A 21,145-nucleotide genomic window follows, 5' to 3' on the forward strand; every position below is an offset into this window, starting at 1 on the left:
GCATCTGTAGTTTGGATTTCCTAAATCAAAAAAGCAAAAATGAATACATTAATAGCTATAACAGGATTGGGTATTTTCTGCCTATTATTTGAAATTCTTAATTTAAGAAAAGCCATTGTTCCAATTACCATTCTTGGTTTATTAGGCGTTTTGGCACTTAATTTTTCTGAATTTGGATCAACAGAAAGTTACTACAACAATATGATAACAGTGAGTAAATTCTCTACTGCGTTTTCTTCATTGTTCATCATCCTGACCATTTTCCTAGTGGCATTGAGTCATAATTTCTATGAAAACCACCCAACCAAAATTTCAGATTTTGTAGCTATAAAAATATTTTTATTGGCTGGAGGAGTTGCAATGGTATCTTTTGGAAACTTAGCAATGTTTTTCTTAGGAATCGAAATTTTATCAATTGCTTTATATGTACTTGCTGCAAGTGAGCGTTTGAATTTAAAAAGTAACGAAGCCGGTATGAAATACTTTTTGATGGGATCTTTCGCATCAGGAATTATCTTATTTGGTATCTGTTTAATTTACGGTGCAATGGGAAGTTTTGACGTTGTTGAAATCAGCGAAAGTTCTTTATCTGCTGAATTACCAATCTGGTTTCCTATTGGAATGGTTTTAATGGTAATCGGAATGTTGTTTAAAGTAGCTGCCGTTCCATTTCACTTTTGGGCTCCGGACGTTTACGAAGGATCTCCTGCCTTGACAACTGCTTTAATGAGTACTTTAGCAAAAGTGGTAGCGATTGCAACCTTATACAAATTAATCTCAGCGTTGAATTTAATTCCATCACTTGAGAATCAGGATTTATTACCAACTTTTGAAACTATTGTAGTAATCATTTCAATTGCTTCTATGACTGTTGGAAATATAATGGCATTACGTCAGGTAAATGTAAAACGTATGTTGGCATTCTCAGGAATCTCACATGCAGGTTTCATGTTGATGACTTTATTGACAATTGCAACTTCAGCAGGAGTTTTATTGTATTATACAGCTGCTTATGCATTAGCGGGAATTGCTGCATTTAGTGTTATATTATATGTTTGCAAAAATCAGGACAATGAAGATATTACCAATTTCCATGGTTTAGGAAAAACGAATCCGTTATTGGCTGCAATATTAACTGGTTCATTATTATCAATGGCTGGTATTCCGATTTTCTCTGGATTCTTTGCTAAATTATTTTTATTCAACCAAACAATCGAATCTGGTTACATCGCTTTAGTAATTGTAGCTGTTATCAACTCAATCATCAGTGTTGGATATTATTTCAAATTAATTCTGGCAATGTATTCTAAAGAACCAAATCAGGAACGTACCGGAAAACCATTCCTTATCTATGCTGTTGCAATCGTTTCAATGGTATTAAATATTGTTTTAGGTTTGTTTCCATCTTTAGTTTTAGATTTATTGAACTAAAAAATTACATCAAAATAAATACAAGTCCATCAAGAGTTTTTTTGATGGACTTTTTATTTTAAAGCCTTTTTAAGTAACGAAAATTTCATGTTAAAAATTTAACGCAAACAATTGCACTTCAAAAAAACTCCATATATTTGAATACAATTAAATGTATTAGAAATATGAACTTCAATTCAAAAAATCCATTTTTAAGCGACAAGCGTTTTTCATCAAATGCTGTTTCAAAAGCTGAAGAAGTGCACGAAGCAAAGATTATTGATTACAATCAGGAAATGACTTTGTCAGGTACTATCAATAAAACAGCTATTTTATTTTTAATTTTAACGGCTGCTGCTATGGTAACATGGTGGATGGCATTTAACGGAATGAATCCAATTGTACCCGCTTTTGGAGGTGCTATTATTGGTTTAATTCTGGTTGTTGTGTCTTCTTTCAAACCCCATCTTTCTCCTTATTTAGCCCCAGGTTATGCCTTATTTGAAGGTCTATTTATTGGAGGAATCTCTGCTATTTTTGAAATAAAATATCCTGGTATTGTTGTCAACGCTGTTAGCGCAACCTTAGTAACGTTCTTAGTTTGCTTAGGTTTATATAAATTTAAAATTGTAAAAGTTACAGAGCAGTTCAAATCTGTAGTTATTGCTTCTACACTGGCAATAGCAACGTACTATTTGATTTCATGGCTAGCTTCTCTAATTTTCAATTTCACACCAGTGCATTATGGAAACGGTATGATGAGTATTGGAATTAGCGTTTTTGTAATTATCATTGCAGCATTAAATCTTTTCTTAGATTTTGATCAAATCGAAAAAGGAGTTCAACAAAGAATGCCAAAATTCATGGAATGGTTTGGCGCTATGGGATTAATGATTACCCTGGTTTGGTTATACGTTGAATTTTTAAGATTACTATCTAAATTGTCAAGCAAAGACTAAAAACTTACTACAACATATTTAAAGCCTTTTTGAGTTTTCAAAAAGGCTTTTTTTATGCGCTAATTTTACCTCCTCATTTTATCCTCTTTCTTAAAAAAGAAGAATGTTTTTAAGTTAAGCCATTAAAAAAGTAATCGAATAAATTCTTTTTTAATGAAAATTTACTGCTTTAAAAAATTAAAAAGTAATCTTTTTCATTCAAAAATATAATTGTGTCCTAATAATCGATTTTAAAATTGAAAAAGACTTTTGCAAAAATAAAGTTGCTTTCTTCAATTCAGGAAAGCTAATAAAATTAAGACTTTTCACGGTTTATTTTTTGTATGTAATAAATTACAATTAATGCAATTTATTACATTATTACAAATACAAAGCATATTTTTTTACACAATATTATTTTTTATTGCAAAAATATTAGGAATTTGAAAAAATCATATATTTTTGTGTAATCGATTACAAATAAAAATAAAATGTAAAAGATAAAAAACCACATTAACTATTTAACCACTTAAACCAAACAATTATGAAAAAAAACCTACTTTTTCTGACTGTGTTTTTTCTTACCGTCCAAATTTGGGCCCAACAAGTTCAAATCAACGAAGCATCCGGCTGGCTGGAGTCGGCTTTTGTAAAATGGCAGCCCGTTAGCGGTGCCCAGACGTACAACGTCTACTACACCGGGCAAGGGGTGACAGACAAAAAAATTGATGATCAGCTTATTCGTAGTTACGGAAGTTATTTTAGAGCTGATATTCCAGGATTACAGGCCGGAACCTACACTGTAAAAGTAAAACCTGTAATTTCTGGTGTTGAAGGAACCGGAGCAACAACCGGTAATTTAACTGTTGCCGCACAGGACCGTAATGGCTTTGCTTTTGCCGACGGGCGCGTTCCCGGAGGATACAAAGCAGATGGAACTCCGAAAGACAATGCAGTAATTGCCTACATTACTCCAAATACTAAAAACACCATTTCGATGAACATCACTGGTGCTAGCTCAAATCCTTGCGTTGGTTTACAAAATATTTTATACGCTATCAAAAAAGGACAAGACACACGTCCGTTTATTTTCCGATTGGTAGGAAATGTTACTGATTTAACTGTAATGGAAGGCGGAGATATTGTTATCGAAAACGCCAATAATGCATCAAGCTATATTACTTTAGAAGGTATAGGAACAGATGCTGTCGCAAATGGCTGGGGAATCCGACTTAAATCAGCTTCTAACGTAGAAATTAGCAATATTGGCGTTATGAATTGCAATAGTACTGCAGGAGACAATATTGGAATGCAACAAGCTAATGATCACATTTGGGTTCATAACTGCGACTTGTTTTATGGAAATGCGGGAAGCGATGCAGACCAAATCAAAGGAGACGGAGCTCTTGATAATAAAACTTCAACTTATATCACCTTATCCTACAATCACTTTTGGGATAGTGGAAAAGCAAGTCTCCTTGGTTTAAGCGAAGGAACAACAAGTGGTTTGTACATCACGTATCACCACAATTGGTTTGACCACTCTGATTCGCGTCACCCTCGTGTACGCTACTATTCAGCCCATATTTATAACAACTATTTTGATGGTGTTTCTAAATATGGTTCAGGATCAACATTAGGATCTTCCTTGTTTATTGAGGGAAATTATTTCCGTAACACTAAAAACCCTATGCTAACTTCTTTACAAGGAACAGATATATGGGACGAAGCGAATCAGGTAAATAATGCCGGAACAATGGGAACCTTTTCAGGTGAAGCTGGTGGATCAATCAAAGCGTTCAATAATACTTTTGATGCCTCAATCGGAACAAATGATATGCGTTTTGTCGCTTATAATGATCCGAATCCTTTGTACAATATTGCAGGTAAAATTAGTTCAACTACTGATTTTGATGCTTACGTAGCCACAACAAGGGGCGAGACTGTAAGCAGCGCTGTTAAATCTAAATCTGGCGCAAATGTTTATAACAACTTTGATACTGATGCTTCTTTATACGTTAAAAATTTAGTGGTAGACCAACCTACAACCGCAAAAACAAAAACAACACAATACGCAGGACGTGTTTCAGGAGGCGATTTAAAATGGACTTTTGACAATAGTGTAGATGACAAATCTTCACTTGTAATTACTGCTCTTAAATCGGCATTGACTAATTATTCGGGAACTCTTGTTGCAGTACAGGGAGAAGGAAACCCTCCGGCAAGTTCTCAAACCTTAACTTCTACAGGCAATAACAATCAAACCGTAACAAGCGGAACTGCCATTGCAACAATTGTATTTACATGGGGTGGAGATGCAACAGATGCTACTGTTACTGGATTACCAGCTTCAGGAATTAGTTTTGTAAAAAATACTACCGCTAAAACGATCACTATTACAGGAATTCCAACGGCAACATTATCATACTCAATTGCCACAACTGGTACTGGAACGCCTGCAACAGGATCTGGAACAATTACGGTTAATCCGGCAGGAACTCAAACACTAACTTCAACTAGCAACAACAATCAAACAGTTGCGAGTGGTGCGGCTATTAGTTCAATTGTATTCACTTGGGGAGGAACTGCAACTGATGCAACTGTTACTGGATTACCAGCTTCAGGAATTAGCTTTGTAAAAAATTCTACAGCTAAAACTATTACTATTACCGGAACGCCAACAGCAACTTTGTCTTACTCAATTGCAACTACCGGAACGGGAACAGTAGCAACAGGTTCAGGGACAATCACGGTTACAACCGGAACACCAAGCGGTGATCAAATTCACAACTTTACAACTTCTGGAAAAACAAGTTCCTTTTATACTATTACAGGAAACATGAATTCTACTCCGGGATCTGTAACGTATGCAGGATTAACATTGACAGCTCGTTTAAAAATTGAATCAAGTACTTCAATTACTTATACAACTACAAGTGCTTCAACCTTAACTTTAGTTTTTGATTCTAATTTTACGGGAACAATTAAAGTGAACAACGTTTCTTACACCGCATCAGCCGGAATCGTTACGGCTTCAATTCCTGCAGGTTCAAATACTATTACTAAAGGATCTGTTGCAAACTTGTTCTACATCAGTACACAGTATACCGGCGGTACAGCTCGTATGGCACAAACAACAGAAGTTGTTGCAGAACCAGAAGCTGAGAAAATAATTTTATTTCCAAATCCGGTTGCTGATGTTTTATACATTACTAAATCAACTCAGGCAATAGAAAAAGTTCAGGTTTACAATATGTCTGGCACATTAGTTAAAAATGCTGGTAAAGATGCTGAAAGTATCGATTTAAGCAACTTGATTGCAGGAACTTATTTAGTAAAAGTGTACACGAATGATGGTTCATTCAATCAGACCATTCTTAAAAAATAAAGCTCATAAAAACAGTTTTTAAAAATAAAAGGCTTCCAAATTTGGAAGCCTTTTACATTATGTAAGTTTGAAGATTTATTACAAATAAAATTTAATTCCTTGTGCCAAAGGCAAACTTGTAGTATAATTGATTGTATTTGTTTGACGACGCATGTATATTTTCCATGCATCAGAACCAGATTCTCTACCTCCCCCCGTTTCTTTTTCTCCTCCAAAAGCACCACCAATTTCAGCTCCAGAAGTTCCGATATTTACGTTTGCGATTCCGCAATCTGATCCAACTACAGATAAAAATCTTTCAGCTTCACGTAAATTATTTGTCATAATTGCAGAAGATAATCCTTGTCCTACACCATTCTGAATTTCGATTGCATTATCAACTTCACCAGAATATTTAATTAAGTATAAAACCGGAGCAAATGTTTCATGCTGCACGATTGCAAAAGAATTTTCAGCTTCGGCAATAGCCGGTTTTACATAACAACCACTTTCGTAGCCATCGCCTGAAAGTACTCCGCCTTCTACTAAAATTTTCCCACCTTCAGCAACCACTTTGTTTAAAGCGATCGCATACATTTCTACTGCGTGAGTATCAATAAGTGGTCCTACATGATTATTTTCGTCAAGCGGATTTCCGATACGTAATTGTTTATACGCTGCTACTAAGGCGTCTTTCACTTTATCGTAAATACTTTCGTGAATAATTAAACGACGTGTTGATGTACAACGTTGTCCTGCAGTTCCAACAGCTCCAAAAACAGCTCCAATAACGGTCATTTTAATATCAGCATCCGGAGTTACAATTATCGCATTATTTCCTCCTAATTCTAATAGTGATTTTCCTAAACGTCCGGCTACAGCTTGTGCAACGATTTTCCCCATTCGCGTTGACCCTGTTGCAGAAATTAAAGGTATACGAGTATCTTTTGTCATTAACTCTCCTATTTTGTAATCTCCGTTAATCAAACATGAAATTCCTTCCGGAAGATTGTTTTCTTTGATAACCTGAGCGATAATATTTTGACACGCAATTCCGCATAAAGGTGTTTTTTCGGAAGGTTTCCAGATACACACATCTCCCGAAATCCATGCTAGAGCCGTATTCCAAGACCAAACTGCCACCGGAAAATTGAATGCCGAAATAATTCCGACAACTCCTAATGAATGATATTGCTCATACATACGGTGTCCTGGTCTTTCAGAATGCATTGTTAAACCATGCAATTGTCTTGATAAACCCACTGCGAAATCACAGATATCGATCATTTCCTGCACTTCTCCGTAACCTTCCTGCAATGATTTTCCCATTTCATAAGAAACCAATTTACCCAGCGCTTCTTTATTCTGACGCAATTTTTCTCCAAACTGGCGTACAATTTCACCACGTTGTGGCGCAGGAATTAAACGAAATGTTTTGAATGCTTCCGTTGCTGAACGCATTACTTTTTCGTAATCTTCCTGAGTTGACATTTTTACCGAAGCAATCAATTTTCCGTCAACTGGTGAAAAACTATCCAGAATTTCTCCTGATGAAAAGTTTTGTAATCCTGTTGATGTTCCGTCATTTATCAATTTGATGCCCAATTTATCCAGAGCCTCATTCATTCCAAATTGCGATGCTATTGTTGTCATTGTAACTTTTTTAGTTAAAATTGTTATATTTTTTTGTAAAGATATTATTTCGAGTTGAATTCTGATCCAATTCTGTTATTAAAAACAAAGTAAATTTAGGGCTATTTATGATGAATTTCGGAAATATGAGCCAATTTATTCGCTTTAATTGATGAAATTTGCAATACAAAATTATTTAGATATGACCATTTTCAATCGTATTCTGCTATGTTTCCTTTTAATATCATTGAATGCTTTTTCTCAAAAAGAACAAAAATCTTCCTTTCAGGTTGTTCCTTTAGGAGTAAAAGGCGGTATAGATGAAAAAAATCTATCGGCTTATTTACTGGCACCAATCAACACGAATGACTACATCAGTTTAGACGCCGGAACTATAAATGCCGGAATTGAAAAAGCCATTGAAAATAAAGTTTTCAAAGTTTCAACAAATGAAGTTTTGAGAAAGTATATAAAAGGGTATTTCATTTCGCATGCGCATTTAGATCATGTTTCGGGCTTGATTATTAATTCGCCTGCCGATTCTGCTAAGACTGTTTACGCTACTAATAAATGCATGGAAATGATGGAAAACCATTATTTCAACGACCAAACCTGGGCCAATTTTGGAGATATAGGTCCCGGAAAACCCTTGAAAAAATATCATTTCCAAACTTTAAATATTGGCGAAGAAACTCCGATCACCAATACTACAATGACGGTTAAAGCTTTTCCGTTAAGTCATGTCAATCCTTTTGAGAGTACTGCTTTTTTAATTAAAAATGGAGATGCTTATGCCTTATATTTAGGAGATACGGGGCCTGATGCTGTTGAAAAAAGTACTGATTTGAAAGATTTATGGACAGCAATTGCGCCCCTTATAAAAGCCAAACAACTAAAAGGAATTTTTATTGAAGTATCCTTTCCAAATGAACAGCCGGACCAATTTTTATTTGGGCATTTAACTCCAAATTATTTGATGAAAGAACTTCACGTTTTAGAAGAGTTAGCTGGAAAAGGAACTTTGAAAGGTTTTAAAATTATCGTGACTCATTTGAAACCGCCTACTAAAAATATTTTAACGCTTAAAGAACAGATTAAAAGTCAAAATGATTTAGGATTACAAATTATTTATCCAGAGCAAGGGAAAAAGTTTGAATTGTAAGTCAAAAATATTTTTGTAAGTTATTTTTTATAATTTTACCAGATAAATTTATTAAAATGAATATTGTCTGGTCAAAACGCGCTAACTACACTTTTTACACTACCCGAAATTATTTAAAACAATATCGCAGTAATGAAGTTGCTCAGAAATTTGTAAATGAAGTTTTGCGAACTATTGATTTAATCTCAAAAAATCCACATATAGGAAAATTTAGATATGATTTAGAATGCAACGAGATATTGATTTCTAAGTACACATCATTATACTACATAATAAATACCGATTTTATTCATTTAATAAGATTCCATGACAATCGTCAAGAACCCTTGACAATTTTTAATCTTTAAAACTAAATTATTTTTTTTCTTTTTAATTCAAGCAACATTTCTTCGTGAGTAATAAAATTGCCTTCAACATACTCTTGTTTAGCCTGTTCTATATCTGCTAATAATTCGAGTCTAAAACACTCTTCTGGAGAAAGGATTTTTGCAATGGATAATACTTCATCTGGAGTAAATGTTCGACTTTTTAATTTACGATAAAATGTAGGGCTGGGTATACCAACCTTTTCAATAATATACCCTTTTTTAAATGGCGATTTATTCATTAAATCTTCAATATTATTGACAATATTTCTATATGCAATGATTTCTTGTATCATAAATAAATCTAATTTGTTTCATTAATGATACAAATATACATCAAAAAAGATGCGAATAGTATTTTCGATGTAATTATTTAAGAATAATATTACTTTTTAGCTGTAAACCTCGGATCAGATTCCATTACAGTCCCGCAATTGTCGCAGGTTCTTAAATCCTCAGAATTATAGAAATGTTCGAAATGAGGCAAGAAATCTTTCTCGATATTGTGCAACTCGAAATACACTTCGTATAATTTATTATTGCAATTGTCGCAATGCCAAAGCAATCCGTCGGTATACCCTTTTCCGGCACGTTTACGCTCGATTACCAACCCTATTGAACCCGCAGAACGAACTGGAGAATGCGGAATCTTTGCAGGATGCAGGTACATATCACCGGCATTTAATTCCATTTCTTTGCGCTCGCCATCTTCCTGAATAATGACTTTTATGCTTCCTTCAAGTTGATAAAAAAGCTCCTCGGTTTCATTGTAATGATAGTCTTTTCGGGCATTTGGGCCCGCCACAATCATTACGATATAATCGCCGGAATCAACATAAAGATTCTTATTTCCAACTGGTGGTTTTAATAAATGACGGTTTTCGTCGATCCATTTAGTAAGATTGAAAGGTTTTGCTATTGACATGTTTTAAGATACTAAGTTTCTGAGTAGCTAAGTTAGTGAAAAGTTTTTGTAGAGGCGCACAGCAGTGCGTGCACTTTCTATAATGGATAATGTTTAGACGCACTGCTGTGCGCCTCTACAGTTTCAAATTTTTTCTTTTATCAAATAAACATAAACCGGAAAGTGATCGCTAAAACCAACTTCTGTCTGACTATGCCGAAGTGGATATCCTTTGTATTGACCTGAAGTCTGAACCAAAAAAGGGCGATTAAAAATACCTGCTTTCCAAAACGTAAAGGCGGAATAATCGGGTTTTATAACGGATTCCGTCATCATGATTTGATCGAAAATATCCCAGGAATCACGAAAAGCAATAGTTCCCATTCCTTTGTTTGCCATTTCTTCAAAGGGATTAAAAATACCAAACTCCCGAACTTCTGTCTTTTTTGCCTTTGCTCCTAAAGCTATTTTTATGCTTTTATTAAACGGACCATCATTTAAATCGCCCATTGTAAAAACTTTGGCATTTGGATTAATTCGCTGTAGAGAATCGATAATCTTTCTGTTTAATCTTCCCGCGGCTTCACGAAATTGGCTTGAAGCTTTTTCTCCCCCCGATCGCGATGGCCAGTGATTTACGATAATACTTATTTCCTCGCCTTCTAGAAATCCGGTTATTAAAAGCTGATCTCTGGTAAAAACACGATTATTATCTTTTACTATTTCTGTTTTATCTTCAAGTTCGTCATCAGTTTCTTCTTTTTTCTCTTCTTTTATTACAACCTTATTTTTATAAATTAACAATGGAATATTAGAAAATGAAGTTGGTTTAAAATATTTCTTTTGATACAGTAATGCAACGTCGATTCCACGTTTATCAGGTGAATCAAAATGAATGATTCCGTAATCAAAAGGGAGCAATTTTGTTTCTTTAATCAAATCTTCTAAAACTCCCCGATTTTCAACTTCAGAACCTCCAATAATTGTTGGTGCATTTGGGTTTTCGGGTGTTCCAATTTCAGAAATAACTCTGGAAAGATTTTTTAATTTTTGATGGTATTTCTCTTCTGTCCAATGCTGTGTTCCTGTTGGCGTCCATTCGTCATCATTGGTATTGATGTCATTATTGGTATCAAAGAGGTTTTCGAAATTGTAAAATGCAATGGTGTGAATGATATATTTTTTGGATTGCGCGTGTAAATTTACAATTGATAGAAGAAAAATAAAATAAATTCTGGCTTGAAAGTTGCGCATAATTGCTGAGTATTTAAAAAAATGAAATTACAAAAATACCACTTTGTAGGAAATTTCCAATAATTTAAATTTTTAAAATCTCTATATTTGTTATTCTATTCCAATTACAACTTATGATCAACCCTATATATATAAATTTAAAGAAGCACTTTACACGCTATAAATTCGTATTTCTTATTTTTGCTTTACAATCATTCACCTGTCAATCTCAACAAAACATGATCACACCACCTTATTTACAAAAAGGAGATACTGTAGCACTTTTAGCAACTGCCAGAAAAAACATAGACGACAACCTTAAACCTACTATAGATTTATTGCATAGCTGGGGTCTAGAAGCTGTTGTTGGAAGTACAATTGGACTTGACTATCATCAGCTTGCGGGAACAGATGAGCAACGTGCAGCTGATTTTCAGAAGCAATTGGATAATCCGAATATTAAGGCGATTTGGTGTGTTCGTGGCGGGTACGGAACTGTTAGAATGCTTGATTTATTGGATTTTACCAAATTCAAACAACATCCAAAATGGATTATTGGTTTTAGTGATGTGACCGTTTTACACAACCATTTAAATACAATGGGTTATAAATCGATTCATGGTGTAATGCCTGTAACGATTCCGAGAGCAACTCCGGCGGCTATTAGTTCTATGAAAGCGAGTTTGTTTGGCGAACCAATATCGTACTCCGTTGGTCCTGACAAAATGAATCGTTTCGGAAAAGCAACTGGCGAATTAGTGGGCGGAAATTTATCTATTTTGTACAGTTTATTAGGATCTCCATCTGCAATAGATTGTAAGGATAAAATTTTATTTATTGAAGATTTAGATGAATATTTATATCATATTGATCGTATGATGATGAATCTACGCCGCAACGGATGCATTGAAAGCCTGAAGGGAATTGTTGTTGGAGGAATGACAAAAATGAAAGATAACGAAGTTCCGTGGGGTAAAAATGCAGTCGAAATTATAGACGATGTAACCAAAAAATATAATATTCCTGTAATCTTCAATTTCCCAGCTGGCCATATTCAGGACAATAGAGCTTTAATTATGGGAAGTACTATTACTATTGACGTTAATGCATCAGGAAGTACGATTACTTTTAAGAAATAAATTCTGCTGGCTATTCATTAATTGAAAAGCCTTAAATACCACATATAATAATCTCGCAAAGACGCAAGGTCGCAAAGTAAATTATAACTTTGCGACCTTGCGTCTTTGCGTAAAATTACTAACACGCAAAGCACAGCTGCGACTAAAACTCAAAAAAATGGCTGAACACAATGAACTAGGAAAAGAAGGAGAAAAACTGGCCGCAAAATACCTTCAGGAAAATGGGTATGAAATTCTAGATCGAAACTGGACTTTTCAAAAGGCTGAAATTGATATCATTGCACAAAAAGACAACTATTTAGCCATAGTTGAAGTTAAGACAAGATCGAGTTTAGATTTTGGAGATCCGCAGGATTTTGTAAAACCCAAAAAAATTCAGTTACTGATAAAAGCAGTAAATGCCTACATAAACGATAGGGAAATGGATTTTAATGACGCGATGGAGGTTCGTTTTGACATCATTGCGATCCATAAAGACGGCGAAACATTTGCAATTGAACATCTTACCGACGCATTTTATCATTTTTAACATATTTTTTTATTGTTATAATTGTAACAAATTGTTTTTTTATTTATCTTTGCAAAGATTTATAACATCACTATTAAACCAAACCAACACAATTACATTACAAAAAAAAAGAAAAAAAATTATGAAAACCGTTTCTTCAATCGTCGAAAATTACATCAAAACAAAGCCGTTTTTATTAAATGCATTATCTCTCGGAATAATTAATTTAACCTCTCTTTCTCGGAACATTATGACCGAATTAGAAAGTGAATTTGGCAAAGAAGTAAAACAAGGCGCTGTAGTAATGTCACTTAAAAGACTTACTGAAGAATTGGATTTTAAACTGAATCATAAAATCAATAAAGTAATCAAGAATATTGGCGAAATTACGGTTCGTTCTGAGTTGACGGATTACACTTTTGCAGCTTCAGAAACGGTATTAAATAAACAAGCCGATTTAATTTCTGATATTAATGCTTTATCTGATATTTTCTACACCTCATCTCGTGGTGTAAATGAGACGAATATCGTTGTCAGCAGCAGTGTAAATCATTTAGTTGAAAAACACTTTATGCGTGAAAAATTGATTCAAAAATTAGATAATTTAGCTTCAATTACAGTAAAATTACCAAAAGAAAACATCGTAGTTCCCGGTATTTATTATTTCATTTTCCAGCGTTTAGCATGGGAAGGAATTATTATTAACGAGGTAATTTCGACTTCAAATGAATTCACTATTTTAGTGGGAGAAGATCAGGTTGATGTTGCTTTTAAAGTAATTAAAGATCTTAAAAACTAAGTTATATTTTAATTTTCATAGAATCCTTTTGTCCTTCAATTGAAGACAAAAGGATTTTTTTTTAAATTGTTTTTTGTCATTCTCTTTAAATTTTCATTTTCGCAAATAAGAATATTCTCAAAAGATAAATTCTAAATTAAATTGCAATTTATTAAAGCGTCAAAAATACACTTACTTGAAAAAAGGGCACTTTTAGACTGTTTTTGTCTCATTCATTCAAAAAACGTTATAAAAATAAGAATTAAGTTTTTTTAGATATAATTTGTTGCGAATAATATTTTTATATATTTGCTGTGAAGTCAAATAACAATCTTCTGTTTGACAGCCAGATATAATTAGAATTAAATAAAGACTAATTAAATTGCCAGACACAAAAAACCATAGCGAACAATTATTAGTTAGTGAACTCAAAAATGGGAACGAAAAAGCCTTTCGCCAACTTTTTGATTTATACTATCAGGATATCTATGGTTACAGCATTAGTCTTTTAAAATCGAAAGAAGCAGCCGAAGAAAATGTTCAGGATGTTTTTATGAAAGTCTGGTTGCATCGCGAAAACTTAAATCCGGATCAGTCTTTTAAAGCCTATATTTTTACCATTGCACGAAATCAGGCTTTTAATACTCTAAATAAAGCTGCAAACGACTTAGCTCTTAAAGAAGCCGTTTTTTACGAAAGTCAAAAATCTCATGAATATGGAGATTATTCCATACGGGAAGCAGATTGTAAAAAGCTTCGAAAGGAGGCCATGAAACAGCTCCCTCCAAAACGAAAACAAATATTTAAAATGTCCCGAAAGAAAGGCATGAGTTATGAAGAAATTAGTCAGGAACTCGGCATCTCTATAAATACAGTCAGGAACCAAATGAGCAAAGCATTAGAATCGATGCGGGTCTTTTTTCACGTTCATGACGAGATTATCTAAACCAAAAAACCACAAACCATTAAAATCATCCTTTTCGGATGATTTTTTTTTGTTTAACCGCAAGGGATCTACAGGAATCAATACGAAAAGCTGTGGAGAGAAAAAAATTACCACAGAGAACACAAAGTTTTTTTAAATATTCTAAGTTTAGTAAAAACACAAAGCTCACAAAGCTTTGCGGACTTAGATTGTGTAAACACAACTTAAATATTAGTAAACTCTGCGAAAAATCTTTGTGTTCTCTGCGTTAAAAATTAATTAAGATGTATAAAATTTTCAATGTTTCCCAATAACATCTAGAGTTGATTCTAAAAGAATCCTGCATTTCTATTTGATTTTAAAAATATAAACTCAGTATTTTAATATTTCTCAACAACAATATGTATTGATCCGATCTACGCAAGGTGCGCAAAGTTTTTTTCATTGCGTTTCTTGCATAAACCTTTGCGAACTTTGCGGTTAAATCAACAGTTCGAATGACAAAAACATTATTTCTTGCAAAAAAAATAAAAATTATTCTTCATAATAGAACTCAGCAAAATCAACCCGTAACAAAGGTTTATTCAACATCAAAATGTTAAAATTTAAAAATTTACAACGTTTGAGTAGTACTCAACTTCCTTTCAACTGTATTATATAAAAACCGGACCTAAAAACAATTCGTAATGAATTCAAATTCTGAAATAAAAAACCTTTTACAAAAATTTGTTTTAAACCAGTGTACACCTGAGGAAACAAATGAAGTAATTGCTTATTACAAAAAAAATCAACTTACAGACGATTTTCCGACTGTCGAAGACATTCAAAATCTTTTGGGCGAAACGCCAAAAATGAATCAGCAAACTGCTGATGATATTTTCTTAAACATTTTAAGTGCAGCTAAAGAAAATGAAACTACAATTTCTATCGCGCCTAAAAAATCAAATTTCAGAAAATACATTTCAATTGCCGCTTCGGTAGTTGTTTTATTAGGAATTGGACTTGCTTATCAAAAAGGAGCTTTCAATACTAAATCAGAACCAAAATTCGACTTTAAAAGCACCGACATTGTATTACAATTAGAAAATGGAAATATTCAGATTATTTCTGAGAATAATAAAGTTGAAGTAAGAGATGCTGACGGGAATATAGTTGGAAATCAGGACGGAGATAAAATTACTTACGACAATAATTCTGATTTAGAAAAAATCGCTTATAACACCATCAAGATTCCGTACGGGAAAAGATTTCAATTGCAGTTGTCTGACGGAACTATTGTTCATTTAAACTCTGGAACTACTTTAAAATATCCTGTAAAATTTATTGCCGGCGAAAACAGACAGGTCTTTTTAGATGGAGAAGCTTTCTTTGATGTTGCCAAAGACAAAAAACATCCTTTTATCGTAAATGCTGACAATTTGAATGTTCGTGTTTTAGGAACGCATTTTAATGTGTCGAATTATCCTGAAGATGCTGTAACAGATGTTGTTTTGGTTGAAGGTTCTGTTGGAATGTATAATGTAAAAGAAGAATTTGATGCCAATAAAAATATTATTCTGAAACCAGGCTACAAGGGAAGTTTCAACAAACAGAATAACGTGATTTTTACTAAACCAGTTATTACCGATATCTATACTTCATGGATTAATGGTGGATTAACTTTCAGAAACATGACTTTCAAAAACATCATCACCAAATTAGAAAGACGATACAACGTAACTATTGTAAATAAAAATGAAAAACTGGCAAATGAGAAATTCAATGCAAGTTTCAAAGAAGAATCTATCGAAAATGTGATGAGCTATTTTAATGACATTCACGGCATTAATTACACTATAAAAAACAATCAAATACTAATTAAATAACCACTAAAACCAATGAAAAAACATGAAGAGAAAATACTAGAATAAAAAAATCGGAAAGAGCTGCGAACAATTTCCGATTAACTAAGTGATTGAATATAACGAATTAACTACAATCAATTAACAAAATTATGAAAAAAAAATCAAAGAATACTGGGTTTCTATACCGAGTGTTCCAAAATGACCTAAAATTGAAACTAACTACACTACTTATTTTGGTCGCCATGTTTAATATTAGAGGAAATACTTATGCCCAAAAGACAAAAGTAACTCTGGAATTAAACAATTCAACTATCGAGAAGGTTATTGAGACCATAGAACAAAAAACAGATTTCAGGTTTATTTACAAATTGAGTGATATCGATTTAGATCGAACAATTTCAATTTCTGTAAAAGATCAACCCATAAATATTGTTTTAGATAAACTTTTTAAAGGAACTCCAACTGAATTTAAAGTTAGAGATACTCAGATTATTTTAAAAAAGCCCGAGCTAAAAACAGAGGTCGTTAAATATCAAAAACAAACGGTTTCTGGTGTTATTACTGATGAAAACGGTCTGCCTTTACCCGGAGCTTCTGTTCTGGAGGAAGGAACCAGAAATGGAATGGTAACCGATTTTGACGGAAAATACAAGATTACAGTTGAAAGCACTTCCTCTGTAATCATAGTAAGCTTTATTGGATATAAAGAAAAAAAAGTAACTGCTAATCAAAGCATTATAAACATTCAGCTTATTCCGGATGCAACTGATTTACAAGAAATTGTAGTAGTTGGTTACGGTACTACAGCAAGAAGAGATGTTACCGGAGCTGTTTCTTCTGTAGCTGCAAAAGACATGAATCAGGGTGCAATTGTAAATCCGTTATCCTTGATTTCAGGAAAAGCTGCTGGTGTAAATATTACTCAGGTTGGAAGTGAGCCAGGTTCAACACCAAGTGTTCGTATTCGTGGTATTTCTTCTTTAATTGGAGGAAATGATCCGCTTGTAGTGGTTGATGGAATTCAGGGAAACATGGATTTGTTAAATCAGGTTCCGCCAAGTGAGATTGAAAGTATAGATATTTTAAAAGATGCTTCAGCTACTGCGGTTTACGGTTCAAGAGGAGCACCTGGGGTTATCATTGTGAGCACTAAAAAAAATAAAGCAGGCAAAACTACGATGGAATATATAGGATACACTTCTATAGATTTCATTCCAGAAAAATTGGATATGCTTGATGCAAACCAATGGTGGGAAACTGCTCAAAATATTGGTGTTCCGGCCTCTTCAAATCATGGCTCGAATACAGATTGGTATGGTCTTTTAACGCAAACCGGAATTACACAAACCCATACATTATCTTTTGGTGGAGGAACTGAAAAATTCAATTACCGAGCTTCCATAACAGCTATTTTGCAAGATGGAGTAGTAATTAATTCAAGCAATCAAAAATATATTGGTCGTGTTCAGGCGACGCAACTGGCTCTTAATGACAAATTAAAATTGACTTTTAATTTAAATTCAGGAGTAAATAATATAACAAGCAGTATTGGAAATATTGGAACTGTAGGTTATTCATCTAACCTAATTACAAATGCATTATTAGCAAGACCAACAGATCCGGTTTTTAATACTGATGAAAGCTATTTTACAGATTCAACCGTATTTCACTATCTAAATCCTTATGCAGCTGCACAAGAAGTTACAAATGAAAGACAGGAAGATAATTTATTTGGAAGTTTAAAAGCGGAATTAGATTTAGGCAAAGGCTTTGCAGCAAACTGGTTTGGAAGCTGGAGAAAGACAAATTATACTGCAGGATATTATATGCCGGCAGAATCAACAGATGCTAATGCAGTTGAGCAACACGGTTTTGCTAATATCGATAATAAGAGACAAAACGAAAAATTAACCAATTTAAGTCTTACCTATAAAAAAACTTTTGGGATTCATAGCTTTAATGCACTGGCTTTATACGAATGGCAAAGTCAAACTTATCAGGGCAATTATACTCAGGCGAGAGGTTTTATTAGTGATGAAGCTACTTACAATGCGCTTCAATTTGGTGATTTATCTAAAGTGAGAGCCGGAGATATCAGATCTTATAAAAATGACAGGTCATTAGTTTCCTATTTAGGAAGACTAAACTACTCTTTATTAGATCGTTATTTACTTACAGCAAGTATCAGACGAGATGGTTCATCTGTATTTGGTACGAACAACAAATGGGGAAATTTCCCTTCAGCATCTGTTGCATGGCAAATCAACAAAGAGTCATTCATGACCAATCAAACTTTGTTTAATGAATTGAAATTGCGTGTTGGATATGGTGAAACCGGTAACCAGCAGGGTCTTTATCCACAAACCTCATTACCACTTGTAGATAGTGCAGGAACTATTTATTTTGGAGGATCTCTTATAACCAATTTTGGTATTTCGCAAAATGCAAATGCTGATTTGAAATGGGAAACTAAAAAACAAACCAATATTGGACTTGATTTTGCTCTTGTAGATAATAGATTAAGAGGTAGTATAGATGTTTACGATTCAACAACAGATAATTTATTGTTCAACTACACTGTACCTCAACCGCCTTATCCATACGATCAAATTAAAGCAAACGTAGGAAGTATTTCAAACAAAGGTTTAGAAGTTGCTTTGGCGTATGATGTTATTAAATCAGAAAACAGCACACTTACCTTAGGAGGAAACGTATCCTTCATGAAAAATGAAGTACTTAATTTAAGCGGCAGCATTAATGGTATCCCTTTAAATACCAATTATGTGGGCTGGGGTGCGCCAAACTCCTATTTAGTACAAGGACAACCTATTGGTTCATTTTATATTCTGGAGCACACCGGAGTTAATAGCAATGGTGTCGAAACTGTAAAGGATCGTGATGATAGTGGTCTTATAGATCAGGGTGCCAGAAGTGCAGATCGCTATAATGCAGGTTCAGCATTGCCAACCTATACATTTGCTTTTAATCCAACTTACAGATACAAAGATTTTGATGTTTCCATGTTATGGAGAGGTTCTGGAGGAAATAAAATTTACAACGCCCTTAACCAAAGGTTAAGCATGTTGGAGAATACAGGTAGTTCAAATATTTTAGAAAGCGGTGTTGAGAAAGGAATTCGTTCTTCTCCATACGGATCTGATATATGGTTGGAAGATGGTTCTTTTATTCGTCTGGATAATGTTACAGCAGGATATACTTTCCGTTTTACAGATAAATATGTAGATAATATAAGACTTTCTCTTACAGGAAACAACTTGCTTCTTATCACAGATTATACAGGTCTTGATCCGGAATTGAACGTAAGCGCAAGTAGTGATCCTAATGATAATTTTGGTCAGGACAAAGGTATTTATCCTCGTACCAGAAGTGTTGCATTTGGTTTGACTGTAAAATTTAAATAGTAAAAAGAAATGAAAATTAAAAATATAGTAATAGCAGGAAGTGTATGTTTCCTAACCCTTTTTAGCTGTACAGATTTAAACGAAAATGTATACGATAAATATCAGCCTGACAGCTTTTACGGAACTCCTGAGGGAGCCAATATTGCATTGGCAAGTGTTTATGCTGAAATTCCGGGAGATTTTGAACGCAAAGGTGTCCCTGGAGTAGGTTATGCAGGAGCTGATAACGGCTGGTATGACATGAACTGTATGTCATCGGATGAGCAGGTAATTCCGCATAGAAATGACGGTAACTGGCAACAGGATTTTGCCCGTTTGCACAAACATGTATGGCTTCCAAGCGAGGGTATTATTAATAATACCTGGAGATGGTTATACAATGGTATTTTCAAAGCCAACTTAGCAGTTGAGCTATTAGAAAAAGGAAATGCAGATCCTTCAAAAATAGCGGAAGCAAAAGTAGTACGTGCTTTTTTTTACTATTTATTGATTGATGATTTTGGAGATGTTCCTTTTTATACTGATAATAATATTACGGTAGACAAGATTCCTCAGGCAAGTCGTAAAGTAGTATTTGATTTTATTGTAAAGGAATTAACAGAAAATGTAGAATTACTTTCGATAACAAAAGGTGGAAATTATTATGGAAGATTTAATAAATGGGCCGGATATACCTTATTAGCAAAAGTATATTTAAATGCGAAGGTATATACAGGAGAAGAGAAATGGAACGAGTGTCTGGCTGCTTGTAACAAAGTAAGCGAAGGTGGTTTTACTTTACATTCAGGTGAAGAAAATACTAATAGTCCTCTGGGAAATAAATACTACGAATTGTTTGGAGATGTACTGCCGGACGATGAAACTATTTTACCTATCTATGCTACTCTTGATGTTGTTTCTCGTAATATTTACACCAATCGTAGTCTGTATGGGCCACATGGAAAAGCTTTATTCGGATTTGACACATGGAACGGAACTATAGTTCCTAAAGATTTCTTCCTGAAATACGACTTAAAGGATATTCGAAGAAAACAGTTTTTAGTTGGAGAACAAAAAGGTGGCTTTAATTACACTCTTGATGTTGCTTCTTTAGATGATCCGGGAGCTGATCCTCAGGCTGGCGTTCGCAACATTAAATTTTATCCAGCAGGAGCACAAACTGGTGGAGGAGCTTCAAATGACTTCCCTATTTACAGATATGCTGATGTAATTTTAATGATGGCAGAGTGCAACGCTCGTTTAGGAAATCCTGCTGCAGCAAAACCTTTCGTCGATCAAATCAGACAACGTGCGGGATTAGATCCTTTGGAAGGAAACCCAACACTGGATGATATTTATAACGAAAGAGGGTTCGAATTAAATTGGGAAGGACACAGAAGACAAGACATGATTCGTTTTGACAAATTTTTATTGGCAAACGAATTCAGACCTGCCTCTCCTGCTTTTAGAAAATTGTTCCCAATTCCAACATCTGCTTTAGATGCTAATCCCGGACTTAAACAAAATCCTGGTTACTAA

16 protein-coding genes are annotated in these 21,145 nt (G+C 34.1%); 12 read left to right on the plus strand and 4 right to left on the minus strand.

The features are described 5' to 3' along the window. Window positions 1-39: 39 nt before the first annotated feature. The 3 genes from IRZ99_RS05145 (at window position 40) to IRZ99_RS05155 (ending at window position 5,736) form a co-directional block, all read left to right on the plus strand. The gene (locus IRZ99_RS05145) at window positions 40-1,431 is read left to right on the plus strand and encodes an NADH-quinone oxidoreductase subunit N (protein WP_194656248.1); all 1,392 of its coding nucleotides are present in this window, start codon (window positions 40-42) and stop codon (window positions 1,429-1,431) included. Between the two features lie 164 nt (window positions 1,432-1,595). Next, a complete protein-coding gene (locus IRZ99_RS05150) occupies window positions 1,596-2,369 on the plus strand; it encodes a Bax inhibitor-1/YccA family protein (RefSeq protein ID WP_194656249.1) in 774 nt (257 codons plus the stop codon). 523 nt (window positions 2,370-2,892) lie between these two features. Continuing rightward, window positions 2,893-5,736, plus strand: a complete 2,844-nt coding sequence (locus IRZ99_RS05155; RefSeq protein WP_194656250.1) for a T9SS type A sorting domain-containing protein — start codon at window positions 2,893-2,895, stop codon at window positions 5,734-5,736. Between the two features lie 78 nt (window positions 5,737-5,814). Here the strand turns inward: IRZ99_RS05155 and IRZ99_RS05160 are convergent, their stop codons facing one another. Beyond that, window positions 5,815-7,368: an aldehyde dehydrogenase family protein gene (locus tag IRZ99_RS05160; RefSeq protein ID WP_194656251.1), complete on the minus strand. Its 1,554-nt coding sequence runs from the start codon at window positions 7,366-7,368 to the stop codon at window positions 5,815-5,817. Between the two features lie 181 nt (window positions 7,369-7,549). Here IRZ99_RS05160 and IRZ99_RS05165 point away from each other — a divergent pair, with 181 nt between their 5' ends. Beyond that, entirely contained in the window at window positions 7,550-8,509 is a 960-nt protein-coding gene (locus IRZ99_RS05165) for an MBL fold metallo-hydrolase (RefSeq protein ID WP_194656252.1), read from the plus strand. A gap of 56 nt (window positions 8,510-8,565) precedes the next feature. Further along, window positions 8,566-8,856: a type II toxin-antitoxin system RelE/ParE family toxin gene (locus tag IRZ99_RS05170; RefSeq protein ID WP_026982583.1), complete on the plus strand. Its 291-nt coding sequence runs from the start codon at window positions 8,566-8,568 to the stop codon at window positions 8,854-8,856. Between the two features lie 2 nt (window positions 8,857-8,858). Here IRZ99_RS05170 and IRZ99_RS05175 read toward each other — a convergent pair whose 3' ends face one another. The 3 genes from IRZ99_RS05175 to IRZ99_RS05185 all read right to left on the minus strand — a co-directional run bounded on the left by IRZ99_RS05175 (window position 8,859) and on the right by IRZ99_RS05185 (window position 11,032). After that, window positions 8,859-9,170: a hypothetical protein gene (locus IRZ99_RS05175; RefSeq protein WP_194656253.1), complete on the minus strand. Its 312-nt coding sequence runs from the start codon at window positions 9,168-9,170 to the stop codon at window positions 8,859-8,861. 89 nt (window positions 9,171-9,259) lie between these two features. Continuing rightward, the gene (locus tag IRZ99_RS05180) at window positions 9,260-9,799 is read right to left on the minus strand and encodes a 3-hydroxyanthranilate 3,4-dioxygenase (protein WP_194656254.1); all 540 of its coding nucleotides are present in this window, start codon (window positions 9,797-9,799) and stop codon (window positions 9,260-9,262) included. Window positions 9,800-9,922: 123 nt separating this feature from the next. Continuing rightward, the gene (locus tag IRZ99_RS05185; protein WP_194656255.1) at window positions 9,923-11,032 is read right to left on the minus strand and encodes an endonuclease/exonuclease/phosphatase family protein; all 1,110 of its coding nucleotides are present in this window, start codon (window positions 11,030-11,032) and stop codon (window positions 9,923-9,925) included. 218 nt (window positions 11,033-11,250) lie between these two features. Between IRZ99_RS05185 and IRZ99_RS05190 the strand changes: the two genes are divergently transcribed. The 7 genes from IRZ99_RS05190 to IRZ99_RS05220 all read left to right on the plus strand — a co-directional run bounded on the left by IRZ99_RS05190 (window position 11,251) and on the right by IRZ99_RS05220 (window position 21,145). Next, window positions 11,251-12,150 (plus strand): LD-carboxypeptidase, encoded by a 900-nt coding sequence (locus IRZ99_RS05190; protein WP_194656256.1) that lies wholly within the window; start codon window positions 11,251-11,253, stop codon window positions 12,148-12,150. Window positions 12,151-12,307: 157 nt separating this feature from the next. Then, window positions 12,308-12,679, plus strand: a complete 372-nt coding sequence (locus tag IRZ99_RS05195) for a YraN family protein (protein WP_194656257.1) — start codon at window positions 12,308-12,310, stop codon at window positions 12,677-12,679. A 121-nt stretch (window positions 12,680-12,800) separates the two neighbouring features. Next, a complete protein-coding gene (locus IRZ99_RS05200; protein WP_008466087.1) occupies window positions 12,801-13,457 on the plus strand; it encodes a hypothetical protein in 657 nt (218 codons plus the stop codon). A gap of 361 nt (window positions 13,458-13,818) precedes the next feature. Then, a complete protein-coding gene (locus tag IRZ99_RS05205) occupies window positions 13,819-14,382 on the plus strand; it encodes an RNA polymerase sigma factor (protein WP_194656258.1) in 564 nt (187 codons plus the stop codon). A gap of 665 nt (window positions 14,383-15,047) precedes the next feature. Next, entirely contained in the window at window positions 15,048-16,226 is a 1,179-nt protein-coding gene (locus tag IRZ99_RS05210; RefSeq protein WP_194656259.1) for a FecR family protein, read from the plus strand. Window positions 16,227-16,414: 188 nt separating this feature from the next. Further along, window positions 16,415-19,627: a TonB-dependent receptor gene (locus IRZ99_RS05215; RefSeq protein ID WP_228519024.1), complete on the plus strand. Its 3,213-nt coding sequence runs from the start codon at window positions 16,415-16,417 to the stop codon at window positions 19,625-19,627. 9 nt (window positions 19,628-19,636) lie between these two features. After that, entirely contained in the window at window positions 19,637-21,145 is a 1,509-nt protein-coding gene (locus tag IRZ99_RS05220; RefSeq protein ID WP_194656261.1) for a RagB/SusD family nutrient uptake outer membrane protein, read from the plus strand.

The sequence above is a fragment of the Flavobacterium sp. LC2016-12 genome (assembly GCF_015351595.1).
Lineage (GTDB): Bacteria > Bacteroidota > Bacteroidia > Flavobacteriales > Flavobacteriaceae > Flavobacterium.

Excerpts from the sequence above, each read along its gene's own strand:
- IRZ99_RS05145 (WP_194656248.1), top strand. The coding sequence starts at position 40 with ATGAATACATTAATAGCTATAACAGGATTGGGTATTTTCTGCCTATTA.
- IRZ99_RS05150 (WP_194656249.1), top strand. The coding sequence starts at position 1,596 with ATGAACTTCAATTCAAAAAATCCATTTTTAAGCGACAAGCGTTTTTCA.
- IRZ99_RS05155 (WP_194656250.1), top strand. The coding sequence starts at position 2,893 with ATGAAAAAAAACCTACTTTTTCTGACTGTGTTTTTTCTTACCGTCCAA.
- IRZ99_RS05160 (WP_194656251.1), bottom strand. The coding sequence starts at position 7,368 with ATGACAACAATAGCATCGCAATTTGGAATGAATGAGGCTCTGGATAAA.
- IRZ99_RS05165 (WP_194656252.1), top strand. The coding sequence starts at position 7,550 with ATGACCATTTTCAATCGTATTCTGCTATGTTTCCTTTTAATATCATTG.
- IRZ99_RS05170 (WP_026982583.1), top strand. The coding sequence starts at position 8,566 with ATGAATATTGTCTGGTCAAAACGCGCTAACTACACTTTTTACACTACC.
- IRZ99_RS05175 (WP_194656253.1), bottom strand. The coding sequence starts at position 9,170 with ATGATACAAGAAATCATTGCATATAGAAATATTGTCAATAATATTGAA.
- IRZ99_RS05180 (WP_194656254.1), bottom strand. The coding sequence starts at position 9,799 with ATGTCAATAGCAAAACCTTTCAATCTTACTAAATGGATCGACGAAAAC.
- IRZ99_RS05185 (WP_194656255.1), bottom strand. The coding sequence starts at position 11,032 with ATGCGCAACTTTCAAGCCAGAATTTATTTTATTTTTCTTCTATCAATT.
- IRZ99_RS05190 (WP_194656256.1), top strand. The coding sequence starts at position 11,251 with ATGATCACACCACCTTATTTACAAAAAGGAGATACTGTAGCACTTTTA.
- IRZ99_RS05195 (WP_194656257.1), top strand. The coding sequence starts at position 12,308 with ATGGCTGAACACAATGAACTAGGAAAAGAAGGAGAAAAACTGGCCGCA.
- IRZ99_RS05200 (WP_008466087.1), top strand. The coding sequence starts at position 12,801 with ATGAAAACCGTTTCTTCAATCGTCGAAAATTACATCAAAACAAAGCCG.
- IRZ99_RS05210 (WP_194656259.1), top strand. The coding sequence starts at position 15,048 with ATGAATTCAAATTCTGAAATAAAAAACCTTTTACAAAAATTTGTTTTA.
- IRZ99_RS05220 (WP_194656261.1), top strand. The coding sequence starts at position 19,637 with ATGAAAATTAAAAATATAGTAATAGCAGGAAGTGTATGTTTCCTAACC.